The sequence below is a fragment of the Palleronia rufa genome (assembly GCF_000743715.1).
GTDB lineage: Bacteria > Pseudomonadota > Alphaproteobacteria > Rhodobacterales > Rhodobacteraceae > Palleronia > Palleronia rufa.
Genome location: NZ_JQEY01000021.1, coordinates 20501 through 42223, shown reverse-complemented (window position 1 = coordinate 42223; position 21723 = coordinate 20501). Strand labels below are relative to the sequence as shown.

The window sequence follows — 21723 nt, the reverse complement described above, 5'->3', positions numbered from 1 at the left end:
AACCCATGCCCGACCCGGAGCCACCCAGAGCCACCCAGAGCCACCCAGAGCCACCCAGAGCCAAAAGGAGCGCAGCATGAAAGCGTCGCGGACAGTCCAGCAGATCATCTCGAAATATGAGGGCGACACGCCCGGCGTGAAGGGCAAGCTCTGCCAGATGCTCATGCACGGCCGCCTCAGGGGCACCGGCAAGATGATCATCCTGCCCGTGGACCAGGGGTTCGAGCACGGGCCCGCGCGCACCTACGCGCCCAACCCGCCGGCCTACGATCCGCATTACCACTACCAGCTGGCCATCGACGCCGGCCTGAACGCCTTCGCCGCCCCGCTGGGGATGCTGGAGGCCGGCGCCGACACCTTCGCCGGCCAGATCCCCACGATCCTCAAGATGAACTCGGCCAACTCGCTGATGTCGGACACCGCCGGCAAGGATCAGGCGGTCACCGCCTCCGTGGACGACGCGCTGCGCCTGGGCGCCACGGCGATCGGCTTCACCATCTACCCCGGCTCCGACCAGCAGCTGAACATGTACGAGGAGATCGTGGAGCTGCGGCGAGAGGCCGCGTCGGTCGGCATCCCCACCGTGATCTGGTCCTACCCGCGCGGAGAAGCCGTGTCCAAGGACGGTGAGACGGCGGTCGACGTGGCCGCCTATGCCGCCCAGATCGCGGCGCTGATCGGCGCGCACATCATCAAGATCAAGCTCTCCACCGACCACCTGGAGGTGCCTGAGGCCAGGAAGGTGTTCGAGGCGCAGAAGATCGACATCTCGACCCAGGCGGCCCGCGTCGCCGAATGCATGCGCTCGGCCTTCGACGGGCGGCGGATCGTGGTCTTTTCCGGCGGCGCCAAGAAGGGTGAGGATTCCATCTACGACGACGCCCGCGCGATCCGCGACGGCGGCGGCAACGGCTCGATCATCGGGCGCAACTCGTTCCAGCGCGAGCGCTCGGAGGCGCTGGCGATGTTCGACAAGCTGGTGGCGATCTACAAGGGCAAGGACTGACCGGCCCCGGCGCGGGGGGGGGCAATAAATCGGCCACACTCCGCGCAGAGGACGGCTCCGGGGCGGATCGGCAATTCCCTTCGCGCCCCGGCTTTGCCATCCTGCCGCCGGACCCCTGAAAGGGGCACCGTTCAACAGGCGGACCGGACAGGCATGACCCACAGAGAAAAACGCCCCGCGCTCGGCCTGGGGATCTACGTCGCCCTGACGGTGCTGGCCGGGCTCTATTTCACCTTTGCCAGCGTGCAGGGAGACTACGGCCTGCTGCGCCGCATCCAGATCGACGCAGAGGGCGACATCCTGGCCGCGCAACTGGACACGCTGCGCGCGGAAGTGGCCGCCTACCGCAACAAGACCCGCCGCCTGTCGGACGATTACCTCGACCTCGACCTGCTGGACGAGCAGACCCGCGACGTGCTGGGCTATGTCCGCGCCGATGAGATCGTCCTGCGCTGACGCTCAGTGCAGCGCCGCATCCAGATCGACGCGGAGGGCGACATCCTGGCCGCGCAACTGGACACGCTGCGCGCGGAAGTGGCCGCCTACCGCAACAAGACCCGCCGCCTGTCGGACGACTACCTCGACCTCGACCTGCTGGACGAGCAGACCCGCGACGTGCTGGGCTATGTCCGCGCCGATGAGATCGTCCTGCGCTGACGCTCAGTGCAGCGGAAATTCGCCCGTCACATGCCGCCATTCGCCGGGCGCGATCATCTTGCGATGGGTGAAGCGCACGGAATGCAGCGGCCCGTCGATCTCCTTCTGCCAGAACTCCACGAAGCCCAGCAGCCTGGGATGGTCCGGCGCGATGTCGTAGTCCTGCCACAGAAAGCAGTTCAGCACATGCGTGTAATCGGGCATCCGGTAGAAGAATTCCGCCGTGGTCAGCCCGTATCCCTTCAGCATCATCTCGGTCTCGGTCATCGCCGTTCCTCGTGTCCGCGACACCCCCTGGACACGACCTTGCCACGTCAAAGTTAAAAATCAACGAAAACAGTATGTTGTCACTCACGGGCCCTGGCTGCCAGCGACACGCCTTCGCATTGCCCCCAGGGGTCGTGTCGGGGTATAGTCCGGCCGGCAAGATCTGCGATTTTCTAGCATAAAGGCGGCCCCGGTGTCAGACACCCCAGACCCCCCCCAGGCGCTGGACGGCGACGGACCGGAACGGCCGCGCCACGACGGCCCGACCATCGACATCTCCGATGAGATGCGCGCGTCGTTCCTGGACTACGCCATGTCGGTCATCGTCTCCCGCGCGATCCCGGACCTGCGCGACGGGCTGAAGCCGGTGCACCGCCGGATCCTCTATGCCATGCATGAGGCCGGCAACACCCACGACAAGGCCTACCGCAAGTCCGCCCGCCCCGTGGGCGACGTCATGGGCAAGTACCACCCGCACGGCGACAGCGCGATCTACGAGGCGCTGGTGCGGATGGCGCAGGACTTCTCCATGTCCCTGCCGCTGCTGGACGGGCAGGGCAACTTCGGCTCCATGGACGGCGACAACCCCGCCGCCATGCGCTACACCGAAGTGCGCATGGACCGCCCCGCACAGTCCCTCCTGGCCGATATCGAAAAGGAGACGGTGGACTTCCAGGACAATTACGACGGCAAGGACCGCGAACCCACGGTCCTGCCGGCGCGCTTTCCCAACATGCTGGTCAACGGCGCGGGCGGCATCGCCGTCGGCATGGCCACCAACATCCCGCCCCACAATCTGGGAGAGGTCATCGACGGCACGCTGGCGCTGATCGACGACCCGGACCTGTCCACGGAGGCGCTGATGGAGATCATCCCCGCCCCGGACTTTCCCACCGGCGGGATCATCCTGGGCCGCTCCGGCGCCCGCAAGGCCTATCTTGAGGGCCGCGGATCGGTCATCATCCGCGCCCGCACCCGGATCGAGGAAATCGCCCGCGGCCGTGAGGCCATCGTCCTCGATGAGATCCCCTATCAGGTGAACAAGGCCAGCCTGGTCGAACGGATCGCGGATCTGGCCAAGGAAAAGAAGCTCGAAGGCATCTCCGCCGTGCAGGACGAATCCGACCGGGTCGGCGTGCGGGTGGTGATCGAACTGAAAAAGGACGCCACCGCCGACGTGGTGCTGAACCAGCTGTTCCGATTCACCCCGATGCAGACGTCCTTCGGCTGCAACATGCTGGCGCTGCACGGCGGCCGGCCGGAGCAGCTGACCCTGCGCGACTTCCTCACCCATTTCATCGCCTTCCGGGAAGAAGTCGTCGCCCGCCGCACCGCCCATGAGCTGCGCCGCGCCAGAGAGCGCGCCCATGTGCTCTGCGGTCTCGCCGTGGCGGTGTCCAACGTCGATGAGGTGGTCGCCACCATCCGCGCCTCCGCCGATGCGCCCGAAGCCCGCGCGAAGCTCATGGAACGCCGCTGGCCCGCGGCCGAGATCGCGCCCTTCATCCGGCTGATCGACGACCCCAGCCACACCATGAACGACGACGGCACCTACAACCTGTCAGAGGCCCAGGCCCGCGCCATCCTGGAGCTGCGGCTGCAACGGCTGACCCAGCTGGGCGTCAAGGAAGTCACCGATGAGCTGGAAGAGCTTGCCGGCAAGATCAAGGACTTCCTCGACATCCTGCGCTCGCGCGACCGGATCATGGCCATCATCTCCGCCGAGCTGCGCGAGGTGAAGGACCAGTTCGCCGTCCCCCGCCGGACCGAGATCGTCGACTGGGCCGGCGACATGGAGGACGAGGACCTCATCGAGCGTGAGGACATGGTCGTGACCGTCACCGCCACCGGCTACATCAAGCGCACGCCGCTGGCCGAATTCCGCTCCCAGCGGCGCGGCGGCAAGGGCCTGTCGGGCATGGCCACCAAGGATGAGGACGTGGTGACCACCCTGTTCGTGGCCAACACCCACACGCCGCTTCTCGTGTTCACCACCGATGGCATGGCCTACAAGCTCAAGACCTGGCGCCTGCCGCTGGGCGGGCGGACCGCGCGCGGCAAGGCCATGGTCAACGTGCTGCCCATCGCCCAGGGCGTCTCGATCGCCGCGATCATGCCCGTGGACCGCCCGGAAGAGGACTGGGACGAGCTACAGATCGTCTTCGCCACCTCCGCCGGCACGGTGCGCCGCAACAAGCTGTCGGATTTCACCAACGTCAACCGCGCCGGCAAGATCGCCATGAAGTTCGAGGCCGAGAACGAGGGCGTGCGGCTCATCAACGCGCGCATCGCCTCTCCCGACGAGGACGTGATGCTGGTCACGGCGGGCGCGCGCGCGATCCGCTTCCCCTCCACCGATGTGCGGGTGTTCAACTCCCGCGCGTCGCTGGGCGTGCGCGGCATCCGCCTGGCCGCCGGGGACAGCGTCGTGTCCATGGCCGTCATCCGCCATTTCGAGGCCAGCCCCCAGGAGCGGACCACCTACCTCAAGATGCGCCGCGCCATGGCCGGGCTGACCGAGGAGCCGGAGGCCGACGAGGACGAAGAGACCGCGACCGAGGCGACCGAGTTCACCCAGGAGCGCTACGCGGAGATGTCGGCGGCCGAGGATCTGATCCTGACCGTCACCGCGCAGGGCTCCGGCAAGCTGTCGTCCAGCCACGACTACCCGGTGCGGGGCCGCGGCGGACAGGGGGTCATGGCCATGGACAAGGCGATGCGCGGCGGCCCCCTGGTCGCGTCCTTCCCGGTGGACATGGACGACCAGATCATGCTCGCCACCTCCCGCGGTCAATCGATCCGCGTGCCCATCGACGGCATCTCCTTCCGCTCGCGCGGAGCGGGTGGCGTGAAGGTGTTCGACACCGGCAAGGATGAAGAGGTCGTGACCGTCGCCTGGATCGCGGAGCAGAACGGCGACGATCTGGCCGATGGGGCCGCGGGCGACCCAGCACCCGACGCGTGACGGACGAAATGGCCCGAAAACGGACGCAGGACGTTCGAAACGGCCGATAGAATGACTCGCGGCGTACGCGACGGGACCCTGTTTCGTACAAGGCCGCTCTGAAAGGACGCGTGATGGACAAGCGACTGCATATCGTCGGCGGCGGCATGGCCGGGTCAGAGGCCGCGTGGCAGGCGGCGGGTCTCGGCCTCGACGTGGTGATCCACGAGATGCGCCCCGCCGTGGGCACCTTCGCCCACCGCACCGGCGATCTGGCAGAGATGGTCTGCTCGAACTCCTTCCGCTCCGACGACCATGAGCAGAACGCCGTGGGCCTGCTGCACTGGGAGATGCGCCAGGCCGGCGGGCTGATCATGGACATGGCCGACCGCCACCGCCTGCCGGCCGGCGGTGCGCTGGCCGTGGACCGCGACGCCTTCGCACGGGCGGTAACAGAGCGTCTCCGTGCGCACCCGAAGATCACCGTGGAAGGCTCTGAAATCACGCATCTTCCGCAGGACGGCCACTGGATCTTCGCCACCGGGCCCCTGACCTCCGGCGCGCTGGCAGAGGCGATCCGCGCAGAGACCGGCGCCGACAGCCTCGCTTTCTTCGACGCCATCGCGCCCATCGTCCATTTCGATTCCATCGACATGTCGCGGGCCTGGATGCAGTCCCGCTACGACAAGGGCGCGACAGAGGAAGAGCGCACCGCCTACATCAACTGCCCCATGGACCGCGACCAGTACGAGGCCTTCGTCGACGCGCTCCTGTCCGCCGAAAAAACCGAATTCAAACAAGGGGAAACGGCCGCCTACTTCGACGGCTGCCTGCCCATAGAGGTGATGGCCGAACGCGGACGCGAGACCCTCCGCCACGGACCCATGAAACCCGTCGGCCTGACCAATCCGCACCAGCCGCAGGTCAAGGCCCATGCCGTCGTGCAACTGCGCCGCGACAATGCGCTGGGCACGCTCTACAATATCGTCGGCTTCCAGACCAAGATGAAGTACGGTGCGCAAACCGATGTTTTCCGCATGATTCCAGGCTTGCAAGATGCCCGTTTCGCGCGGCTCGGCGGGATCCACCGCAACACGTTCCTGAACGCGCCGACGCTGCTGGACGCGCATCTCCGCCTGCGCTCCCGGCCCAACATCCGCTTCGCCGGCCAGATCACCGGGGTCGAGGGCTATGTCGAATCCGCCGCCATGGGTCTGCTCGCCGGCCGCCTCGCCGCCGCGGAGATCCGCGGCACGGCCCTGCCGCCCGTACCGCCGACCACCGCCACCGGCGCGCTGGTCACCCACATCACCGGCGGCGCCGACGCCAGGACGTTCCAGCCCATGAACGTGAATTTCGGACTGTTTCCGCCGGTCGATCTGAAGGGCGGCCGCCGCAACCGGCCCGCCCGCTACAAGGCCTATACCGACCGCGCCAAGGCCGACTGGCGGGCGTGGCTCACCCCGGTGTCCGAACCGGCGTGATCACCCGCTTCGCGCCGTCGCCGACAGGCCCGCTGCACCTGGGGCACGCCTTTTCGGCCATGGTGGCCCATGACATGGCGCGGAACGGCGGCACCTTTCTGCTGCGGATCGAGGATATCGACCGATCCCGCGCCAGATCCCATTGGGAACAGGCGATATTCGACGACCTGGCCTGGCTCGGCCTTGGCTGGCCGCGTCCCGTGATACGCCAGTCGGAACGCCTGCCGGCCTATCGCGCCGCGCTTGCCCGCCTGCGCGATATGGGCCTGACCTATGCCTGCACCTGTACCCGGCGCGACATCGCCGAAGCCGCATCGGCGCCGCAAGAGGGCGCGACCCACGGTCCCGACGGGCTCATCTATCCGGGCGCCTGCAAGCACGCGGGCCATGGGGATTCCGGCGCCGCGATACGCCTTCACATGGACCGCGCCCTGACCCTGACGGGGGACATCGCCTACCGGGAGACCGCAGGCAGCCACCGCACGGTGACCCGCAGCGCGCAGGAGATGATCGACGGCATCGGCGACATCGTCCTTGCCCGCCGCGACATGGGCACGAGCTATCATCTGTCGGTCACCGTGGACGACGCCGCACAGGGGGTGACCTGCGTCACCCGGGGGGCGGACCTGGCCGACGCGACACCGATTCACGTTTGCCTCCAGCGGCTTCTGGGCCTTTCCTCACCGGCGTATCACCACCATCGCCTGATCCGCGACGATGCCGGGAAACGCCTGGCCAAGCGCGACGATGCCCGCGCCATCGCGGCCTACAGGGCGGAAGGCGTCAGCCCCGCCGACCTGCGGCGCCTGGTCGGCCTCAGCCCTCCGGGGCCATGATCTCGACCTCTTCGCCGTCCCTCAGTGCGGTGTAGAAACAGCTCCGCCGGTTCGTGTGGCAGGCCGGTCCCTCCTGCCGGACCAGGAGCAGCAGGCAATCCCGGTCGCAGTCGACGCGCATCTCGACAAGGTGCTGCAGGTGCCCGCTGGTCTCTCCCTTGACCCAGAACGCCCGCCGCGAACGGCTCCAGTAGGTCACCCGACCGGTGGCGAGGGTGCGCTCCACCGCCTCGCGCGTCATCCAGGCCAGCATGAGCACCTCCGCCGTCCCGTGGTCCTGGGCGATGGCGGGCACCAGGCCGTTCGGGTCGTATCTGAGCGTCGCGGGATCGAACGTCATCATTGGGCCTTTCGGAGGTCTTTGCGCCGGCGGCGGGCAGCCCTATCTAGGGGCAACGACCGCAAAGGAAAAGTCATGGCCGACAGCGACCTCATCAAGCTCTACTCCGGGCGGATCCTGGAGCTCGCCGCGGCGATCCCGCTGGCGCAGCGACTGGAAAATCCGCAGGCCAGCGTCAAGAAGCGCTCGCCGCTGTGCGGATCGACCGTCGCGGTTGATCTCGATGTGGAGGACGGGCGCGTGGTGCGGTTCGGACAGGACGTGAAGGCCTGCGCGCTTGGACAGGCCTCGGCCGCGGTGGTCGGCGGCGCGATCCTGGGCCGCACCCGGGCCGAGCTGGAGCGGGCGAGAGACGAGCTGCGCGCGATGCTGAAGTCGGACGGCCCGGTTCCCGCGGCCCCCTTCGAGGGGCTGGAAGTGCTGCTGCCGGCGCGGGACTACAAGAACCGCCATGCCTCCATCATGCTGGCGCTGGACGCGGCGAACGAGGCGTTCCGTCAGGCCGAGGACGCGCGTTCCCACGCCTGACCGGACGAAAAAAACCGCCGCGCATCCGACTGGATGGCGGCGGTGGAGTGGCGCAGAGACGATCGGGACCGAGGCAGATCCTGACCGAGGGCCGCAGCGGTGCCGGGCGGGCGGGACGGCCCTCATGCGCAGGCAGAAATCGTCACAAAAGCGGCAGGTACAGGGACCCGACAAGGATCACGGTCAGCGCAAGACATCCCAGGATATCCTCTGCCAAGCAGTCGAATCGTTCGAAGTGTTTCTTGACCCGCTGTCGCATCGCATCCTCCATCCTCTTTCGTTACTCATTTGTTCACACTTTATTCACCATCTTGCAAGAACTTTCTGTGAACATCTGGAATGTCTATCCCGCCCGGATCAAGCCGATGGCCCGGTCCTGCTCCATCAGCCACAGCAGCACCCGCGCGGCCTGTCCACGCGGTCCGTTCAGGCGCGGATCGCCGTCCAGAAGCCGCCGCGCGTCGGCCTGCGCGGTCGCCATCAGGCCGGCCTGCCGCTCCAGGTCGGCGATCCGGAAACGCGGCAGGCCCGATTGCGCGTGCCCCAGAACGTCCCCCGCCCCGCGCATGGCCAGGTCTTCCTCGGCGATGCGGAACCCGTCCTCGGTCTCTCGCAGGATCTCCAGGCGGCGGCGACCGCTTGCGGTCAGGTCGGCGCCGTAGATCAGCAGGCAGGTCGATTCGGCGGTGCCGCGCCCGACCCGGCCCCGCAACTGATGAAGCTGCGCCAGTCCGAACGCCTCAGCGCGTTCAATTACCATGATGGATGCGTTGGGCACGTTCACGCCGACCTCGATCACCGTCGTCGCCACCAGCACCCCCGTGCCGCCGGAGACGAACCGCGCCATGGCGGCGTCCTTTTCCGCCGGCGGCATCTGACCGTGGACCAGCCCGACGGCATCGCCCAGGACGGCGCGCAGGTGCCGGAAACGGTCCTCGGCCGCGGCAAGGTCGGTGATCTCGCTTTCTTCGACCAGCGGACAGACCCAGTAGGCCTGCCGCCCCTCGGCAACCGCCTGCCGGAGCCGTTCCACCACCTCGTCATAGCGGGCAGAGGTGACCAGCGCCGTGCGGACAGGCGTCCGGCCGGGCGGCTTTTCATCCAGCACGGAGACGTCCATATGACCGTATTGCGCAAGGCTGAGCGAGCGCGGAATCGGCGTCGCGGTCATCACCAGCATGTCGGTCCGCGCGCCCTTGCGTCCCAGCTCCAGCCGCTGGCTGACGCCGAAACGGTGCTGTTCGTCCACGACGGCAAGCCGCAGATCCGCGAACACCACGTCGCCGGAGAACACCGCGTGCGTGCCGACCAGGATCTGGATGTCGCCCGCACCCAGGGCCGCCAGCTTTGCCGCGCGTTCCGCCCCCTTGTCGCGACCGGTGAGGATTTCCAGCACCACGCCGGCGCGTTCGGCCAAGGGGTGCAGCCCCTCAAGGTGCTGGCGCGCCAGAATCTCGGTCGGGGCCATCAGCGCGCCCTGCCCGCCCGCCTCGACCGCGGCCAGCAGCGCCATGAACGCCACCAGGGTCTTGCCGGACCCCACATCACCCTGCAGCAGCCGGCCCATCCGCCGGTCGGACGCCATGTCCGCGACAATCTCCGCGATGGCCCGTTCCTGCGCCCCGGTCGGCGCGTAGCCGAGCGTCGCGCGCACCTTGCCGCTGAGCCGGCCGTCCGGGCGCGATGCCCGTCCCCTGACGGCCGTCCGTTCGGCGCGGATCAGCGCCAGGGTCAGCTGGTGGGCGAAGAGCTCGTCATAGGCCAGCCGCGCCCGCGCCGGTGCCTGGGCGGACAGATCCGCATCCGACGCGGGCGCATGGGCTGCGGCCACGGCATCCGACCATCCCGGCCAGCCCTCCCGCGCCAGCAAGCCGGGGTCGATCCATTCGGCCAAGGTGGGGGCGATCGCCACGGCCTCCTTGGCGGCGCGGGACATGACACGCTGGGACAGGCCGGCGGTCAGGGGATAGACCGGCTCGAACGGCGGGATCTCCGCCGCCTCCTCGACCGGCAGGACGTGGTCGGGATGCACCATCTGGGCGATCCCGTCGAAAAGCTCCACCCGGCCGGACACCAGACGCCGGGCGCCCGTGGGCAGCGCCTTTTGCAGCCAGTCGCCGCGAGCGTGAAAAAAGACCAGCTGGAAACCCGTCTCCGCGTCCTCGACCTCGACCCGGGCGGGACCGCGACCGGCGGACGGACGATGGCGGACCACCGTCACCTCAACCGTGGCCGTGGCGGGGGGCGTCACCTCGCGGATCGATGCGCGGCGGCGGCGGTCAATCCCGGAATGGGGCAACGTGAACAGAAGGTCGCGCGGCGTCAGGATCTTCATCTGCTCGAAGAGCTGCGCGCTCTTCTTGCCGACGCCCCGCAGGTTGACCAGTTCCGCAAACAGCGGCCAGAGCGGTTCGGGGCGGCTCATCCGTCCCCGATGAGCGAGAGCCAGCCATCCTCATCCAGCGTTTCGATGCCGAGTTCCGCCGCCTTTCGGGCCTTCGACCCCGCCCCCGGACCGGCCACCAGCAGGTCGGTGCGCGCCGAGACCGACCCCGAGACCTTGGCGCCGAGCGATTCGGCCCGCGCCTTGGCCTCGGCCCGCGTCATCTTTTCGAGCGTGCCGGTGAAAACGACCGTCTTGCCGGCGACGGGGCTGCCTTCGGTCGCGGGACGCGCGGCGTCTTTGATCTCCAGATGGGCAATGAGCCGCTCCATGGAGGCACGCTCTGCCCCTTGCGCGAAGGTGGTCACCAGCGACGTCGCCAGCACCTGGCCCACGCCGTCGATGGCCAGCAGATCCTCCCAGGCCGGTCCGCCGCGATCCGCCGCGGCGCTCATGGCGGTTTCGAACGCGTCCCAGCTGGCGTAGCGGCGCGCCAGAAGACGGGCGTTGGTCTCGCCCACATGGCGGATCCCGAGGGCGAAGATCAGCCGGTCGAGCGGAACCGTGCGGCGCCGGTCGATGGCGGCAAAGAGGTTGCGGGCCGATGTTTCCCCCCACCCTTCGCGGTTCTTCAGCTGGGTCGGCCGGCCGGGGCCGTGACGGTCCCGGAGGGTGAAGATGTCGGCAGGCTCCCGGATCCAGCCGTCGGCGTAGAGTTCCTCGACCAGTTTCGCGCCCAGCCCCTCTATGTCGAAGGCGGCGCGAGAGACGAAGTGCTTGAGCTGTTCGACAGCCTGCGCCGGGCAGATCAGCCGGCCGGAACAGCGGCGTACAGAATCGCCTTCATCGCGCAGCGCGTCGGAGCCGCATTGCGGGCAGAGCGCCGGAAACTCGAAGGGCTGCGTGCCGTCGGGCCTGGCCGAAAGGTCCACGTCGGCGATCTTGGGGATGACGTCGCCGGCGCGATAGACCTGGACCCGGTCGCCTTCACGAATGTCGCGGCCGCCGCGGATCGGAGCGCCGCGCGCGTCGCGGCCGGCGATGTAGTCCTCATTGTGCAGCGTCGCGTTCGACACGACCACCCCGCCGACCGTCACCGGAGTCAGCCGTCCGACGGGGCTGAGCGCGCCGGTACGGCCGACCTGGATCTCGATTTTTTCGAGCCGGGTCCAGGCCAGCTCGGCCGGGAACTTGTGCGCGATGGCCCAGCGCGGCGTTGTCGCGCGCAGGCCGAGCCGGCGTTGCAGCGCAAGGTCGTTCACCTTGTAGACGATCCCGTCGATATCGTAGCCAAGTCCCGCCCGCTCCGCGGCGATGCGGTCGTGATAGGCGGTCATGGCCTCGGTCGTGTCGACGGTGACGGTCAGCGGATTGGTGGCAAAGCCCAGGCCGCGCAATCGCTCGACCGCGCCCAACTGGCTGTCGGCCAGGGGCGCCGAGACCTCGCCCCAGGCATAGGCGAAGAACCGCAGCGGGCGGCTTGCGGTGATTGCGGGGTCGAGCTGGCGAAGCGACCCGGCGGCGGCGTTGCGGGGGTTGGCGAAGGTCCGGGTGCCGGCGGCCTCCGCACGCGCGTTCAGCGCCGCGAAATCGGGATGGGAGATGTAGACCTCACCCCGGACTTCCAGAACGTCCGGCGCGCCGTGGATCCGTGCGGGGATGTCGTCGATGGTGCGGGCATTCGCGGTAACGTTCTCGCCCACCGCGCCGTCGCCGCGCGTGGCGGCCTGGACAAGCTGGCCATCCTCATAGCGGAGCGACAGCGACAGGCCGTCGATCTTCGGTTCGGCAGTAAAGGTCAGCGGCGCAGCGGGCTCCAGCCCCAGATAGCTGCGGACGGAACGGATGAAATCGGCAACATCCTCCGCGTCGAAGGCATTGCCCAGGGACAGCATCCGCTGGGCATGGCGCACCTTGGCAAAGCCCGGCGACGGCGACGCGCCGACCCGGTCCGACGGAGAGTCGTCGCGTTTGAGATCGGGAAACCGTGCCTCTATCGCGGCGTTGCGCCGTTTCAGCCGGTCGTATTCGGCATCCGACAGTTCGGGCGCGTCATCCCGGTGGTAGGCGGCATTGGCGGCGGCGATCAGCCCCGCGAGCCGTTCGAGCTCTTCCGCGGCCGCCTTGCGGTCCAGCGATTCGATCGCCGTATCCTCCGCCGTCCCGCTCACATCCACCTCGTCCGGCTGGTCGTGAGCGTTGTTCTAGGGCCCCTGCCCCGGCCCGTCCAGCCGGGGTCAGCCGGCCTTTGCGACCGGCAGCGCTGCGGGCGCGGTCTCGGCCTCCGGATCGCGCAGCACGTAGCCGCGGCCCCAGACGGTTTCGATGTAATTCGCGCCTTCTGTGGCCTGGCTGAGCTTTTTGCGCAACTTGCAGATGAAAACATCGATGATCTTGAGCTCTGGCTCATCCATGCCGCCGTAGAGATGGTTCAGAAACATCTCCTTGGTCAGCGTGGTGCCCTTGCGCAGGCTCAGGAGTTCGAACATCTGGTATTCCTTGCCGGTGAGATGCACCGGCTGACCGTTGGCTTCGACCGATTTCGCGTCGAGGTTGACGACAATCTGGCCGGTACGGATGATCGACTGGGAATGGCCCTTGGAGCGGCGGATGATGGCGTGAATGCGCGCGACCAGTTCCTCCCGGTGGAAGGGCTTGGTCAGGTAATCGTCGGCGCCGAAGCCGAACCCCTTGATCTTCATCTCGGTGTCGTCCGAGCCGGTGAGGATCAGGATCGGCGTGTCGATCCTGCTCAGCCGCAGCTGCCGGAGCACTTCGTGGCCGTGCATGTCCGGCAGGTTCAGGTCGAGCAGGATCAGATCGTAGTCGTAGAGCTTTGCGAGGTCGATGCCTTCCTCACCCATGTCCGTGCAATACACGTTCAGGTTGGCATGACCCAGCATCATCTCGATGCTGCGCGAGGTCGTGGGATCATCCTCGACAAGTAGTACGCGCATCGCTCTCTCCACTCATGACTTGTTCAAAATCACTTTGCGCGAGAAAGGTTAACCCGCGGTTACCTTCCTTGCCCTCCAGAAGCGAGTTATGCGCAACACGCTAAAGTTGTCTATACTTTTGAAGCCGCGTGGTCTTGAGCGCCGTTTCGCCATGCCGTCTCACGGCGGAGGTCCAGCTCTCCAGCTCCTCGTCGGAAAGCGTGTACATCTCCTTGGCTTCGTCGCGTGTGATCAGCCCGCCGCGAATTGCGCGAACCACAGCGGCCTTTCTGCTGGCCACCCACCGCGTTGTGCCCGTGTCGGGCAGGTCGGCGCGGGTCATGATCTGCCCCCCCGGCAGAGTGACCGAGCGCGGGCCCTGGATTTTTTTCAGATACATTGTCTTACACCCCATTCCTTTCACTCTCTTCACCATGCCCCGTCGCGCTTAAGGAGGGGTGAAACGACGTCTTGAGAATGTCGCTGATTTTCCTATATTGCGGGCGTTTAACGGCCCTCAAGGATCTTTGCCATGGCGCTCGACGCGCATCCCGTGAACTCGCTCGGCTTCGCCAAACCCCCGTCCAGGACGCGGGTGGTGGTGGCCATGTCGGGCGGCGTGGACAGCTCCGTCGTGGCCGCAGAGCTTGCCGCAGAGGGCTACGACGTCGTGGGCGTGACGCTCCAGCTTTACGACCACGGGGCCGCGTTGGCCAAGAAAGGCGCCTGCTGCGCGGGCCGTGACATTCACGACGCGCGCCGCGTGGCCGAGGCGATGGGCTTTCCCCACTACGTGCTCGACTATGAAAATACCTTCAAGCAGGCCGTGATCGACGAGTTCGCGGACAGCTATCTGGCCGGCGCGACCCCGGTGCCCTGTATCCGCTGCAACGAAAGGGTGAAGTTCCGGGACCTGCTGGAGACGGCGAAGGATCTCGACGCCGACTGCATGGCAACGGGTCATTATATCCGCCGCAACATCGGCACCCACGGTCCGGAACTTCACCGGGCCGTCGATCCCGACCGCGATCAGAGCTATTTCCTGTTCTCGACGACGGCCGAACAGCTCGACTACCTGCGCTTTCCCCTGGGCGGCCTGGCGACCAAGGCCGAGACCCGGACCCTCGCCGCGCGGCATGGCCTGAGCGTAGCCGACAAGCCCGACAGCCAGGACATCTGCTTCGTACCGAACGGCGACTACGCCGCTGTGATCGAGAAACTGCGCCCCGGCGCCGCCGATCCCGGCGACATCGTCCATGTCGATGGCCGTGTCCTGGGCAGCCACCGCGGGGTGATCCACTACACGGTCGGCCAACGCCGCGGACTGGGGATCGGAGGGCTGTCCGATCCGCTCTACGTGGTGAAGCTGGACGTGGAAACCCGGCGGGTGGTCGTCGGCCCGCGCGCTCTGCTGTCCACCCGGACCGTCCCGGTGCGAGAGATCAACTGGCTGGGCGACACGCCCTTCACCTCTCGTCCCGAATGGCACATGGGGGTGAAGGTCCGCTCGACCCGGCCGCCGCGCGACGCCATCGTGCGGCCCCTGTCGGAGACAGAGGCGGAAGTCGAGCTCATCGTGGCCGAAGACGGCGTGTCCGCCGGGCAGGCTTGCGTGTTCTACGCGCCGGAGGGCAGCCGCGTCTTCGGCGGCGGCTGGATCCACAAAGGCTAACGTCGGAGGGTCCACTGCGGCGGCGCGGAACGGTCGCGGACCCACGCGAAGAAGAGGGTTCTGCGCCGTCTCTTGACCGGGCCCGGCGTGGCAGACCCCCGCGGCGATCGCCGGACCCGGCCGCATGGGACGCCGGGCAAAAAGGTCAGGCAGGCAGCAACGACGCACTCAACCTGGTCCGGCCAGATTCAACCCCTCTAGAACGGCGCGCGCCGCCCTGACACCCGGCCGCGCGCCATCCCGCCCCAGTGCCGCCATGGTCCGTTCCAGCGCGGGTGCCTGTGCGTCCGGCGCACCCAGAACGCCGTGCAGCGCATCCGCGATGGGTCCGGGACGGCAAGCGGGGCCGAGGAATTCCGGGACTGCGCGCGATCCATCCACCAGGTTGACCAAAGTCACCGTGTCGATCAGCGCCATCCGCGACATGACCTGCCAGCTGATCCAGCTCATGTCATAGGCCACGACCATGGGGGTGCCGGCAGCGGCAAGTTCCAGCGACACGGTGCCGGAGGCTGCCAGCGCCGCATCAGCCGCACCGAAAGCCGCGGCTTTCGCCTGCGGCGCGGGACGCTCCAGCAGCAGCGTCGGGGGCCAGTCGGCGGTCAGCGTGCGTGCCGCGGCCTCCAGCCCCGGGGCGACGGGCAGAACCAAGCGCAGGTCGGGCCTGCGCGCCGACAGATCCCGCAGCGCGGCGCCGAAGATCGGCGCGAGCCGGTTCAGCTCGGACCGGCGAGAGCCCGGCAGCACCAGGAGCAGCGGCGCATCGCCCAGATCGTGCGCGTTGCGGAAGGAAGCGATCTCGACCGCATCCGCCTGCCGCTCGGACACCACCGGATGGCCCACGAAGTCGCAGCGCATCCCCGCCGCCTCCATATAGGGCGGCTCGAACGGCAACAGCGCCAGAACCTGTTCCACATGGGGCGCCATGCGCGCCGCCCGGCCGGGCCGCCATGCCCAGACCGAAGGGGCCACGTAATGCACCGTGCGGATCCGGGCGCGGCGGCGCACGCGTTCCGCCACGCGGAGGCAGAAATCGGGACTGTCGATGGTGATGAGCACATCCGGCGACCCTGCCAGCACCGCCTCCGCGGTTTGGACCATGCGCCGCCGCAGAGCCGGGTAACGCGGCAGAACCTCGGTGATGCCCATGACCGACAGCTCCTGCATGGGGAACAGGCTGGTCAGGCCCGCCGCCTCCATGAGCGCGCCGCCCACGCCGTGGAACCGGACCTGCGGCCAGAGCTCGGCCAGCCCGCCCATCAAGGCAGCGCCCAGCCGGTCCCCGGAGGGTTCTCCGGCGACCACGAACACCTTCACGGCGCGGCCCATAGGGCCAGACCCGCCGCGTCGGCGGCCGCGCGGCATACGTCACGGTCGAGCACGAGAACCCCGCCCGCCTCAAGCACGATTCCGTCCAGCCCGGCCCGCACCGCGCCCGCCACGGTCTCCGGACCGATGGCCGGCAGATCCACGCGGCGGTCCTGGCTTGGTTTCGGCGCCTTGGCAAAGACGCCGCCGGACGGCAGGTCCGCCGCAAGCGGACCCCGCCCCCGCGCCGCGGCCATGCTGGCCAGCATCCAGTCCGTCCCCGGCAATGCCTCCATGGCCAGCACCTGCCCGGCCGCGACCACGCAGCCCTGACCAATGTCGGCCGGCCCGGTCGTGCGCAGAACCTCCCGCGCATGGCGCGCGTCCTCCTGCAGACGCGCCGAGGGGGCCGGCCCCGCGAGAGCGCCGGCCGGCGGCAGAAGTTCGGGCAGCAGATCCTGCGGCGCCAGAACGGCGAAGCCGGCCTCTTCGACGATCTCCAGAACGACCCGCAGAGCGCCGTCGTCGCCCCGTTTCAAGGCCTGCATCAGCCGCGGCACCAGGGGCGCCGTGGCGGCATCGATCCTTGCCGGGTCGATCGCGGGCCTGCGAATGGCACCCGCAAGACACAGCCGCGTCACGCCCTCTGCCCGCAGCCCCGCCAGAAAACTGCCCAACGCCTCGATCCGGAAAGCCGTTCGCACGGCCAGAACGTCGGGAAAGTACCCGTCCATTGCCGCGATGTGGGTTCCGGGATGCGCCGCCGCCAGGATTTCGGGCAGACGCCCCTGCCCCGCGATCAGGCACAGCCCGTTCACGGGGTCAGGAACCCGCGGTCGCTGTCGGCCAGGACGAACGCGACGATGGAGCGTACATAGTCGCTGTCGGTCTCTTCGCCCAGACGCCGCGCGCGGTCCTGAAAGGCCCCCTCTCCCTGCCGCAGCATCTGCAGGGCGGCCCGCAACGCGGTGATGTCCGAGCGCGCGACGCCCGCGCGCTTGAGCCCCACCAGATTCAACCCGTCCAGATGGCCCCGAGGCCCCTGCACCAGCGCGTGCGGGATCACGTCGGCGGTTACCATGGTGACCGCGCCGATGATCGCGCCCTCCCCGATCCGCACCCACTGGTGCACCCCCGACAGCCCGCCGATGATCGCTCCGTCGCCCACATGGCAGTGCCCGGCGAGCGCGGCGTTGTTCACCATGATGACCCGGTTGCCGATGAGGCAGTCATGGGCCACGTGACTGCCGGCCATGAACAGGCCATCGTCGCCGATGCGGGTCACGCCGCCGCCGCCGCGGGTGCCCGGGTTCATGGTGACATGCTCACGGATGCGGCAACGCGCGCCGATCTCCAGCCGGGTCCGCTCGCCGGAGAATTTCAGGTCCTGCGGCACCTCGCCCAGCACCGCGAAGGGAAAGACCGTCGTCCCCTCTCCGACGGTGGTCTCTCCGCTGATGACCGCGTGGCTCTTGACCGTGACGCCGGCGGCCAGGCGCACCTGCGGGCCGACGATACAGAACGGGCCGACCACCGTGCCCGCGCCGATCTCCGCGCCGTCCTCGACCACCGCCATGGGATGGATCCGCGCATCGGCGTGGACCGTCACTTGGGCCGGTCCATCATCGCGGTGAACTCGGCCTCGCAGGCCAGCTCTCCCGCGACCTCGGCGCGGCCTTCGAATTTCCACACCTTGCCGCCGCCGCGCCTGGTCGTGATCTTCATCTCCAGCACATCGCCGGGGACGACCTTGCGGCGGAACCTAGCTCGGTCGATGCCCATGAAATAAACCAGTGTATTGGTGTCGGCCAGATCCTCCGCCACGCCCACCATCACTGCCGCCGTCTGCGCCATCGCCTCGACGATGGTGACGCCGGGCATGATCGGCATGCCCGGGAAATGGCCCATGAAATGCGGCTCGTTGAAGGTGACGTTCTTGATGCCGACGGCGGATTTCGACCCGTCGATGTCCCGCACACGGTCCACCAGCAGGAACGGGTAGCGATGGGGGATCAGCCGCTGGATCAGCTCGATGTCGGCACTCTTCAGATCGGACATGGGATCTCTCGCTTGGGGTTCCGGGGATTTAGCCGCTCCGCCCCGCGCTGGCAAGGAACGCTCAGTCCGACGCGCCGCCGAGATCGGGCGCGGACGGTTCGGGGGGGCCGTCGCCGGGCGCGGGATCGAGATGCGGCAGATCCTCTCCAGGGCCGATCGCCGTGTCGATGCGCGCGATGGCGCGATCGGTGATGTCGGCCTCAGGCCCTGCCGAAAGGACCACCCGGCGGTCGAGCAGGATCGACGCGCCGATCCCGTCCAGCATCTGCGACAGGATCGGCTCAACCAGGCGGACGAACTCCTGCCGCGCCTCTTCCTGGACCCGCGACAGCGCGCGCGCCTTGGCGTCCTGGGACGCGCGGATGCGGGTCACCTTTTCGTCGAACGCGGCGGCGCGAAGGCGGAATTCCTCGGTTTCGAGCGTCGAGCGCAGATCGGTCAGCGCGCGCTCTTCGGCGACCAGCTCGGCCTCTATCTCGCGGTTCTCCGACGCGAGCGACGCGCTTCTGCGGTCGATCTCGTCAAGGATCCGCTGCCCGTAGAGGCTCTGCTGGAACATCCGCTCCTGATCGACGATCACGATGCCCGCCTCCTGGGCGGACGCCGCAGCAGGCAGCGCCACGCAGAGCGACAGGATCACGGCGGCGGCAAGGCCGCCCCTAGAATTCCGTCGACAGCGTGACATTGAAGCTGCGGGTGTTGTCGAATTCCTCGGCCTGCAAGGTCTCCGCCCAGTTGAACCGGAGCGGTCCAAGGGGCGAGTCCCACAACAGCGATATGCCGACCGCGGAGCGCAGCTTGAAGCTGTCGTCCACTTCCACACCGTCAAAGCCCGACGTGTCGTCCAGTCCCCAGACAGAGCCCGCGTCGAAGAACAAACCGCCGCGCAGTCCGTACTCTTCCGGCAGCCCCAGGGGGAACTCCGCCTCAAGCCGGGCGACCGCGTAGTAATTGCCGCCCAGGGCGTCCTGGTTCGGCGCGGCCAGATCCCGCGGGCCCAGGCCCAGAGGTTCGAACCCCCGCATCTGACGGGAGCTGAGGAAGTAGCGGTCGGTGATCCGGGTGTTCTGACCGTCGAGCGAGTTGACCGCCCCGCCCTCGATCGTCGCCCTCAGGGTGATCTCTTCGTTGTAGACCTGTGTCTGGTAGCCGGCCAGCGCGGTGGTCTCTACATTGGTGATGTCGCCGCCCAGACCCGCGAAATCCTGACCAAACCGCAGCACCACGCCGCTGTTGATGTCCAGCCCGGAGCGGCGATTGTCGTAGGTGTAGCTATAGCCCAGAGCAGAGGTGATCGCAGTGCCATCGTCGCGCTGCAGGATCGGAGAGCTGCTGGCGGTGACGTCGAAGATCTTGTCCTCGGCAAGACGATAGCTGAGCGTGAGGCGCCCGTTTTCGCTGATCGGAAAACTCAGGGAGGGGCTGATGCCTACGCTGCGGGTATTGTAGTCGGCCTGATCGAAATCGGTCGTCCGGTAGAACAGTTCTATCCGCGCATTGAGATCGCGGCCCAGAAACGCCGGCTCTCCGAAGGTCAGAGAGGCACTGTTGGCGTCTGTCCCGGTGGCCACGTTGACGGCAAGGAACTGGCCGCGGCCCAGGAAATTCCGCTCCGAAAACCCGACGTTGACGCCGACGCCGCTATCGGTCGAGTAGGACCCGCCGAACGACAGAGAGCCTGTCGGCTGCTCTTCCACGTCCACGTCCACGATCACCCGATCGGGCGACGTGCCCTCGCGGGTTTCGACCTGCGCATCGGCGAAATAGCCGAGCGCCCGGATCCGTTCGGACGCGGCGCGGATCTCACGCGGGTTGAACGGATCGCCCTCCACGGTGCGGAACTGGCGTCGGATCACCCGGTCGAGCGTCGACTGGTTGCCCTCGATGTCGATCCGCTCGACGAAGATCCGCGGCCCCCGCTCGATCAGGAAGTTCATGTCGAGCCGCAGGTTGCGTCCGTCCCGCTCGATCTGGGGGGTGGCGCGGATGAAAGTCAGTCCGCGCTGGGTCGCAAGACGTTCCATGCGGGCAACGGCGTTGTCCACGGCACGGGGGCTGTAGGTTTCGCCCGGCCGGATCTGCGCCACGGCCAGATAGTCCTGCGCATTCACCCCGGCGACATTGGTGCTGGCGGTCACGCGGCCGAATTCCCAGGATTGCCCCTCCTGGACGTTGAACTGCACGAAGAAGGCGCTGCGCTCCCGCGAGAACTCATTGGTCACGCTTTCCACGCGGAAATCGATATATCCCCGGGACTGGTAGAAATCGGTGAGAAGCTGACGGTCCAGGTCGAGCCGGTCTGCCACGAACGTGTCGCGCTGGACCAGTTGGCGCAGGATCCCGGCCTGCTTGGTGGCCAGGGCGCGGCGCAGGCGGCGGTCGGAATAGGCGCGGTTGCCGACGAATGACAGCCGCTCGATCTCGACCACGCGGCCCTCTGCCACCTCAAAGACCAGATCCACCTGATTGGCGTCGCGTCGAATGATCCGCGGCACCACCGTCGCGGCGAGGCGGCCGCGCTGCTCATAGGCCGCGGCGATGGCGCGGGCGTCCGCCTCTGCCTGGCTGGGGTTGTAGACGCGGTTGGGGACCGAGCCGATGAGGTCTGCCAACTCCTCGTCTCCGATCCGGGAATTCCCCTCGATCGAGATCCGCTGGACGGTCGGCCATTCCGCCACCGTGACGATCAAAGTGCCGCCCTGAGGCTCCAGCGCGACCGTCTCGAACAAACCCAGTCCGACCACCCGCTGGTAGGCGGCGTTCAGATCGCCAGCGCTGAGCGCCTGCCCCGGCTGGATGGCCAGGGCGCCCAGGACCGTGCCGGTCGCGACCCTGTCGTTGCCGCGCACCGCGACCTGATTGAACTGGAACGTCTGCGCCTGGACGACGGTCGGCACCACCGCCAGGCCGACGGCGAGGCATCCGAACATGCTTGCGGACCGCATGAGCGCCGCAAGTCCGACACCACGCGCGAAGCGACCGTTCCCGGTTTGCATGAAAACACTTCCATCAAAGCTATCCCGCCTTCGTGAGTATCGGGATTGGGGGGGCTTGTCAAAATGACATCAACCCCTTGCGCCGACAGTGTGGCAACATGGTTTCACGCTGTATATTCAGCGACTTGCAAATCGTTCCTGTCGTGCCGACAGCACCGCGACGCACGGCTTGCCGCCGTCAGCGGGAAACGGCAGACCGCTTGAACGGTCCGGGCGGGGCGGCGCATCGGGGCGGGGTCGGATCGATCCGCGATGCGACATTCCATGCCGGCACCGTCTCGCCATCGGACCCGCGCGACGGATCATTC

Annotated in this window: 19 protein-coding genes and 1 pseudogene; 8 read left to right on the top strand and 12 right to left on the bottom strand. The window is 67.8% G+C overall.

The genetic code is table 11. From position 1 onward, the window contains the following. The first annotated feature begins 76 nt into the window (after positions 1–76). From KW83_RS17475 to KW83_RS17465, 3 genes and pseudogenes are all read left to right on the top strand, one after another. The gene (locus tag KW83_RS17475) at positions 77–1006 is read left to right on the top strand and encodes a class I fructose-bisphosphate aldolase (protein ID WP_036181521.1); all 930 of its coding nucleotides are present in this window, start codon (positions 77–79) and stop codon (positions 1004–1006) included. Positions 1007–1159: 153 nt separating this feature from the next. Continuing rightward, on the top strand, positions 1160–1462 hold the full coding sequence (locus KW83_RS17470) for an FtsB family cell division protein (RefSeq protein WP_036181519.1): 303 nt from the start codon (positions 1160–1162) through the stop codon (positions 1460–1462). A gap of 6 nt (positions 1463–1468) precedes the next feature. Beyond that, positions 1469–1663: pseudogene (locus KW83_RS17465) on the top strand (septum formation initiator family protein); the annotation flags it as partial. A gap of 3 nt (positions 1664–1666) precedes the next feature. Here the strand turns inward: KW83_RS17465 and KW83_RS17460 are convergent. Next, entirely contained in the window at positions 1667–1930 is a 264-nt protein-coding gene (locus KW83_RS17460) for an usg protein (protein WP_036181513.1), read from the bottom strand. Positions 1931–2123: 193 nt separating this feature from the next. Between KW83_RS17460 and gyrA the strand changes: the two genes are divergently transcribed. From gyrA to gluQRS, 3 genes are all read left to right on the top strand, one after another. Beyond that, on the top strand, positions 2124–4895 hold the full coding sequence (gene gyrA, locus KW83_RS17455) for a DNA gyrase subunit A (RefSeq protein ID WP_081904684.1): 2772 nt from the start codon (positions 2124–2126) through the stop codon (positions 4893–4895). A 113-nt stretch (positions 4896–5008) separates the two neighbouring features. Then, the gene (gene trmFO, locus KW83_RS17450; protein ID WP_036181511.1) at positions 5009–6358 is read left to right on the top strand and encodes a methylenetetrahydrofolate--tRNA-(uracil(54)-C(5))-methyltransferase (FADH(2)-oxidizing) TrmFO; all 1350 of its coding nucleotides are present in this window, start codon (positions 5009–5011) and stop codon (positions 6356–6358) included. After that, the gene (gluQRS, locus tag KW83_RS17445; RefSeq protein ID WP_036181507.1) at positions 6355–7194 is read left to right on the top strand and encodes a tRNA glutamyl-Q(34) synthetase GluQRS; all 840 of its coding nucleotides are present in this window, start codon (positions 6355–6357) and stop codon (positions 7192–7194) included. Before trmFO ends, gluQRS begins: the two co-directional genes overlap by 4 nt. Here the strand turns inward: gluQRS and hisI are convergent. Further along, complete coding sequence (gene hisI, locus KW83_RS17440) at positions 7175–7534, bottom strand: phosphoribosyl-AMP cyclohydrolase (RefSeq protein WP_036181567.1); 360 nt, start codon at positions 7532–7534, stop codon at positions 7175–7177. The genes gluQRS and hisI overlap by 20 nt on opposite strands. 75 nt (positions 7535–7609) lie before the next feature. Between hisI and KW83_RS17435 the strand changes: the two genes are divergently transcribed. Next, a complete protein-coding gene (locus tag KW83_RS17435) occupies positions 7610–8062 on the top strand; it encodes an iron-sulfur cluster assembly scaffold protein (RefSeq protein WP_036181506.1) in 453 nt (150 codons plus the stop codon). 343 nt (positions 8063–8405) lie between these two features. Here the strand turns inward: KW83_RS17435 and recG are convergent, their stop codons facing one another. From recG to sciP, 4 genes are all read right to left on the bottom strand, one after another. Continuing rightward, on the bottom strand, positions 8406–10487 hold the full coding sequence (gene recG, locus KW83_RS17430; RefSeq protein ID WP_036181505.1) for an ATP-dependent DNA helicase RecG: 2082 nt from the start codon (positions 10485–10487) through the stop codon (positions 8406–8408). After that, on the bottom strand, positions 10484–12616 hold the full coding sequence (ligA, locus tag KW83_RS17425) for an NAD-dependent DNA ligase LigA (RefSeq protein ID WP_036181565.1): 2133 nt from the start codon (positions 12614–12616) through the stop codon (positions 10484–10486). Before ligA ends, recG begins: the two co-directional genes overlap by 4 nt. Positions 12617–12682: 66 nt before the next feature. After that, positions 12683–13402, bottom strand: coding sequence for a response regulator transcription factor CtrA (gene ctrA / locus KW83_RS17420; RefSeq protein WP_036181504.1), 720 nt, complete (start codon positions 13400–13402; stop codon positions 12683–12685). A 100-nt stretch (positions 13403–13502) separates the two neighbouring features. Then, entirely contained in the window at positions 13503–13781 is a 279-nt protein-coding gene (sciP, locus tag KW83_RS17415) for a CtrA inhibitor SciP (protein WP_036181502.1), read from the bottom strand. A 132-nt stretch (positions 13782–13913) separates the two neighbouring features. On the opposite strand from sciP, the gene mnmA reads away from it, so the two are divergent. Further along, on the top strand, positions 13914–15053 hold the full coding sequence (gene mnmA, locus KW83_RS17410) for a tRNA 2-thiouridine(34) synthase MnmA (protein WP_036181499.1): 1140 nt from the start codon (positions 13914–13916) through the stop codon (positions 15051–15053). A gap of 168 nt (positions 15054–15221) precedes the next feature. Here the strand turns inward: mnmA and lpxB are convergent, their stop codons facing one another. The 6 genes from lpxB to bamA form a co-directional block, all read right to left on the bottom strand. Beyond that, positions 15222–16370: a lipid-A-disaccharide synthase gene (gene lpxB, locus KW83_RS17405; protein WP_036181558.1), complete on the bottom strand. Its 1149-nt coding sequence runs from the start codon at positions 16368–16370 to the stop codon at positions 15222–15224. After that, positions 16367–17179: an LpxI family protein gene (locus tag KW83_RS17400; RefSeq protein ID WP_235191460.1), complete on the bottom strand. Its 813-nt coding sequence runs from the start codon at positions 17177–17179 to the stop codon at positions 16367–16369. Before KW83_RS17400 ends, lpxB begins: the two co-directional genes overlap by 4 nt. Beyond that, positions 17176–17970 (bottom strand): acyl-ACP--UDP-N-acetylglucosamine O-acyltransferase, encoded by a 795-nt coding sequence (gene lpxA / locus KW83_RS17395; RefSeq protein WP_081904682.1) that lies wholly within the window; start codon positions 17968–17970, stop codon positions 17176–17178. Before lpxA ends, KW83_RS17400 begins: the two co-directional genes overlap by 4 nt. Continuing rightward, complete coding sequence (fabZ, locus tag KW83_RS17390) at positions 17967–18419, bottom strand: 3-hydroxyacyl-ACP dehydratase FabZ (protein ID WP_036181496.1); 453 nt, start codon at positions 18417–18419, stop codon at positions 17967–17969. The genes lpxA and fabZ overlap by 4 nt, the downstream gene beginning before the upstream one ends. A 61-nt stretch (positions 18420–18480) precedes the next feature. Further along, positions 18481–19104 (bottom strand): OmpH family outer membrane protein, encoded by a 624-nt coding sequence (locus tag KW83_RS17385; RefSeq protein ID WP_081904681.1) that lies wholly within the window; start codon positions 19102–19104, stop codon positions 18481–18483. Further along, positions 19079–21415, bottom strand: coding sequence for an outer membrane protein assembly factor BamA (bamA, locus tag KW83_RS17380; RefSeq protein WP_051928625.1), 2337 nt, complete (start codon positions 21413–21415; stop codon positions 19079–19081). Before bamA ends, KW83_RS17385 begins: the two co-directional genes overlap by 26 nt. Positions 21416–21723: the final 308 nt, after the last annotated feature.